The following is a 4949-nucleotide window of genomic DNA, read 5'->3' as shown; positions in this document are numbered from 1 at the left end:
ATCCGGTGCGGTGTCGCGGAGCGTCCTCGCCCGGCCGGCGGCTGGTGGTGAGCCAGCGGTACGGGTTCTTCCGGAGCGAGGACCGCAGGCACGGGCGGGACGTCCTCGACCGCGAACTCGACGTCGGACAGTTCGGCGGACCAGCGGTGCTCGAGGTGCTCGACGGCGTCCAGGACGAGGTCGTCGAACCGTTCGCCGCGGCTGCGATAGGCGGGGACCTCCGGCGGGAGGAGGACACCACGCAGGCCGCGCCCGCGCCGGTCACGGCGCCGTGACATGGGGATGGGAGGCTGTGGGGACGGGAAGGCCGGCACGGGGGTTCCCCAGGAGGCGCCGGGAGAGGCGTTGTCCGCCATGGCGTGAGCGTACGGCTCGCGACGAGAGGCCGTACCGATGCCCTCCGGATTCATCAGGTGAATTTCGCCTCGGTTACCCTGACGTGTCTGCCGGTGTCCGCCAGTTCACCTGCTGGGTGCGGAGTGTAATTGATTACTTACCAGCGTTCCGCGGGTGGGTGCGACACGGCGGGTGGTGGTGGCCGTCGCCCGTTCCGGGGGCTACCGTCCGGAACGTGAAGCCTCGCCGCTGCTCCCGCTCGGCATGCTCAGCGGCCGCGGTCGCCACGCTCACGTACGCCTACGCCGAGTCGACAGCCGTCCTCGGGCCGCTCTCCCCATACGTCGAGCCGCATTCCTACGACCTGTGTGGGCCGCACGCCGACCGCCTCACTGTGCCACTGGGCTGGGCGGTCGTGCGGATCGAGGGTGAGACCAGGCACGGCGCAGCCTCTGATGATCTTGAGGCGCTCGCGGACGCGGTTCGTGAGGTGAGCCGACCACCTGTCCACGAGGACCCGCCCGATCCGTCGGCACCCGGAGGTCGACGTGGTCACCTGCGGGTCCTGCCCCGGCCGAGCTGAGTTCGCGTCGGTAGGGTCTTTGGTGCCGGTGTTGGCTGGCGTTCCCAGGGGCAGGCGGGCGCGGGACGATCTGTGATCGCGTACCCTGCGGGCAAGCGGAGGAAGGGCGGAAGGGTGCACGATCTGTCGCGGATCTTCAAGGCGTATGACGTGCGGGGGGTTGTGCCCTCAGAGCTGGACACCGATGTCGCCCGCGCGATCGGAGCCGCGTTCGTGCACGTGCTGGCGGCGCCACGGATCGTCGTCGCGCACGACATGCGTGACTCGTCGGTCCCGCTCTCGACGGCGTTTGCCGACGGGGCTGCCGGCCAGGGCGCGGATGTCATCATGATCGGGCTCGGCTCGACCGACCTGCTCTACTTCGCCGCCGGGTCGCTGGACATCCCGGGAGCGATGTTCACCGCATCCCACAACCCGGCCAAGTACAACGGCGTCAAGCTGTGCCGGGCCGGCGCGGCTCCGATCGGGGCGGACACCGGTCTCGGGGACATCCGCGCCATGGTCGAGGCGGGGATTCCCGCGTTCACCGGACCGCGCGGTACGATCACCCACAGCGACCTGTTGGCGGCATACGCCGAACACCTGTGCACCCTGGTCGACCTGTCGGCCATCCGACCGCTGCGGGTCGTGGTGGACGCGGGTAACGGTATGGGCGGTCTGACCGTCCCGGCCGTGTTCGAGGGGCTGCCGCTGACGGTCCACCCGCTGTACTTCGAACTGGACGGGTCCTTCCCCAACCACGAGGCCAACCCGATCGAGCCGGCGAACCTGCGTGACCTGCAGGCCGCGGTTCGCGCTACCGGGGCCGACATCGGGCTCGCCTTCGACGGTGACGCGGACCGCTGCTTCGTCGTCGACGAACGTGGCGAGTGCGTGTCGCCGTCCACCATCACCGCGTTGGTCGCCGAGCGGGAACTCGCCCGCGAGCCCGGTGCGACGATCATTCACAATGTGATCGTCAGCAACGCCGTGCCCGAGCTCGTCACCAGGCTCGGCGGCGTGCCGGTGCGGACCCGCGTCGGCCATTCGTTCATCAAGGCGGAGATGGCGCGTACCGGTGCGATCTTCGGTGGCGAGCACTCCGGTCACTTCTATTTCCGGGACTTCTGGCGGGCCGACTCCGGGATGCTCGCCGCGATGCACGTCCTGGCCGCGCTCGGTGAGCAGGAGCGGCCGCTGTCGCGTCTGCTCGACGGCTATGCGCCGTACACGCTCTCCGGTGAGATCAACTCCGAGGTCGCCGACGCCGGGGTCGCGATGGCCGAGATCGAGAAGGCCTACGTGGGGCTCGCGACCGGTATCGACCATCTCGACGGGCTGACCGTCTCGCTCGGTGATGGCGTGTGGTTCAACCTGCGGCCGTCCAACACCGAACCGCTGCTGCGCCTGAACGTGGAAGCTCCCGACCATGCCACGATGTCACGGGTGCGGGACGAGGTCCTCACCCGCATTCGTCATGAAAGGGAGATCGACCGTTGAGTCTCGATCCACTCCTGCTGGAGATTCTCGCCTGCCCGTGCCCGGCCCATGCCCCGCTGCGCTCGGACGCCCTCGCCGGTGAGCCCGTCCTGGTCTGCACCTCGTGCGGTCTTGCCTTCCCGGTCCGCGACGAGATCCCGGTGATGCTGCTTGACGAGGCAGTTCCCTTTGGTGGCGCTGTCCAGACTGGCGACGTGCAGGCTGGCGCTGTCCAGACGGACGCTGTCCAGACCGATGCCCGGCCACGGGACGCGGTAGGGGATGCGACCGGCGATGTTGAGACCCCGGTGCCCAGCTCGTCCTGAGAAATGGGTCGACATATGGGGTGACCGGCGCCGGGAGCATCGCATGGCCGGCGGCCCGGACGAGCGAACGCGATGATGGGCCAGACACGCGGAAACTGGGGGGCGATCGTGGACGAGGGCATCCTTGACGATGTTGCCCGGCTGACCGGGGCCGACCCGTCCGGCATGCTGCTGCACGTGGCGTCGTCGGCCCGCCAGGTCCGGGAGTCCGCGGCGCTGGCGCAGGAGACCGGGGTCGCCTCGCTCGCGGCTGACGGCCGTCCGCGCGCCGTGCTGGTGGCCGGGGCTGGCGGCTCGACGGCGTTCGGTGCGGCGCTCACTGCGGTGATGGGCCCCGACTGCCCCGTTCCGGTACTCGAATACGACGGTTTCGGTCTGCCCGGATGGGCCGGCGTGGCCGACCTGGTGATCGTCGTGTCGGGCTCGGGACGCGATGGGCAGGCGCTGTCCGCGCTGGAGGAAGCTGATCGTCGCGGTTGCCGGACGCTTGCCGTGGGCGCACCCGACTCACCGCTGGCCGCGCTGGCAGACCGGGCCCGGGCACTGTTCGTTGCGGTCCCGGTGGTGGACGCCAGGCCCACCCGCGCGAGTTTCTGGGCGCTGCTCCTCCCGGCGGTGGTTGCCGTGCACGCCCTGGGTCTCGTCCAGGGCGGCGCCGAGGGAGCCGACGCGATCGAGGCCACGGCCGCGCGGCTGGAGGACGTGGCGATGCGCTGCCGACCCAGCAGTGAGACGTTCGTCAGCCCCGCCAAGGAGCTGGCGCTCGCGCTGGCCGGGTCGTTGCCGCTGCTGTGGGGGACCACGGCGCTGACCGCCGCGGCGGTCAGCCGGGCGGCTGACCAGCTGGCCGCGAACGCCGGCTACCCCGCGGTGCCGGGCGTCCTGCCGGCGGCGGCAGCGGCCCAGGTGGGCATCCTGGACGGGGCATTCGGGAGCCGCGCCGGGTCCGCCGGCAGTGCCGGCCCCAATGCCGGCCCCGGTGCAGCCGCCGGTGCAGCCGAGGATCTCGACGACTTCTTCCGCGACCGGGTGGACGAGGCGGAGCCGGTGCGGCTTCGGCTGGTACTCCTGCGTGATCAGGCCGCGGAGCACCCGACGGTCACCCGCCAAGCCGACGCCGCGATCGTCGCCGCCGCCGAGCGCGGGATCCCGATCACCGAGGTGTCCGCGCAGGGGGCGAGCCGCCTGGAGCGGCTGGCCTCCCTGGTCGGCCTGTTCGACTACGCCAGTGTCTACCTCGGCATCGTGCTCGGTCTCGACCCGACCCCGGTCGCCGCGGCCCGCGATCTCGACATCCGCCCACTACCGAACTGACACCGCGTCCGGCTTAAGAACCATCTGTCCAGCTCGCCGTGTCCGGACGAACCCTGATCGCCCCACAGCATCGCTCCGTGACGCCGTGGGATCGAGAGTGTCGTGCGAAATCGGAAATATCTCGTTATGCTGCTGTCGGATCGTCGCGGGAGCCAAGAAGCTCCCGCAGGGTGGTGGGCGTTCCAGCGTGGGACTCGCGCTGACTGTGTCGGTGTGGCCAGGCATTTCAACACGGAGGAATGCATGTGGGTCTCAACAACCGTTGGTCCACCGGCCTTAACATCGCGCCAGCCAACTGACAGGAGAGACGAGAAATGACATGGACCCGATGGGGCCACCGGGCCGCAGCCGCCGTTACTCTTGGAGCCGGGGCGGTGGGCATGACGGTCGGAACGGCCGCACCTGCCTCAGCCCGGACGACGCAGTACGCGGACTGGGGCGCGACCTGGGATGTCGTTGGCAACTGCACCAACTGCGTCTCTTCCGGAGCGCGTGTGTGGGCGGTACAGCGAAACCTTCAGATAGGTGGCCAGAACCCGGGGGCGCTAGACGGCGTGTACGGAGCGCAGACCGCCCAGGCCATCAAGAACTGGCAGAAGGCAAACGGGCTGACCGTCGACGGCATCGCCGGTTGGCAGGTGTACCACTCCATGTGGGGCGGCAGCGATACTCCACCGAGTACCGACGACGAGCCCACCTCCTATCCCCGTCTTGTCTACACCGGCTGGGCACCCAACTACTGCACTTTCAAGTACCACCAGGTCGGCAAGAGCGATCTTCAGCAGGAATACCGCTGGTGGTTCGAGGGTGGGGCCTGGCAGGTCAACCAGAACGGAAACTGGGTGAACATCGGCGGCACCGACGCTCCATGGTGGAGTCTCAGTGACTGCACCAACGGTTGAGTAACGGCCCCACGATAAGCCGCCTTTCAC

At 69.4% G+C, this 4949-nt stretch carries 5 protein-coding genes and 1 pseudogene; all 6 read left to right on the top strand.

Translation table 11 applies throughout. The annotated features are described in order from the left end of the window. A partial coding sequence (locus U9983_RS26605; RefSeq protein WP_322756640.1) for a hypothetical protein occupies positions 1–275 on the top strand: 275 nt, incomplete at its 5' end. Positions 276–571: 296 nt separating this feature from the next. Further along, positions 572–919, top strand: a complete 348-nt coding sequence (locus U9983_RS26600) for a DUF3499 domain-containing protein (protein WP_322756639.1) — start codon at positions 572–574, stop codon at positions 917–919. 114 nt (positions 920–1033) lie between these two features. Further along, positions 1034–2398: a phosphomannomutase/phosphoglucomutase gene (locus U9983_RS26595; RefSeq protein ID WP_322756638.1), complete on the top strand. Its 1365-nt coding sequence runs from the start codon at positions 1034–1036 to the stop codon at positions 2396–2398. Beyond that, a pseudogene (locus tag U9983_RS26590) lies at positions 2395–2574 on the top strand (Trm112 family protein); the annotation flags it as partial. The gene U9983_RS26595 and the pseudogene U9983_RS26590, both read left to right, overlap by 4 nt. Positions 2575–2775: 201 nt before the next feature. Further along, positions 2776–4017 (top strand): SIS domain-containing protein, encoded by a 1242-nt coding sequence (locus U9983_RS26585; protein WP_322756637.1) that lies wholly within the window; start codon positions 2776–2778, stop codon positions 4015–4017. A gap of 380 nt (positions 4018–4397) precedes the next feature. After that, the gene (locus U9983_RS26580; RefSeq protein ID WP_322756636.1) at positions 4398–4919 is read left to right on the top strand and encodes a peptidoglycan-binding domain-containing protein; all 522 of its coding nucleotides are present in this window, start codon (positions 4398–4400) and stop codon (positions 4917–4919) included. Positions 4920–4949: the final 30 nt, after the last annotated feature.

The organism is Protofrankia sp. Cas3, from assembly GCF_963555955.1.
Classification (GTDB): Bacteria; Actinomycetota; Actinomycetes; order Frankiales; family Frankiaceae; genus Protofrankia.
Note: the sequence above shows the minus strand (reverse complement) of the source record. Positions and strands in the feature narration are given on the sequence as shown.

Coding starts and splice junctions, on each gene's coding strand:
- U9983_RS26585 (WP_322756637.1), top strand. CDS start 2,776: ATGATGGGCCAGACACGCGGAAACTGGGGGGCGATCGTGGACGAGGGC.
- U9983_RS26580 (WP_322756636.1), top strand. CDS start 4,398: ATGACGGTCGGAACGGCCGCACCTGCCTCAGCCCGGACGACGCAGTAC.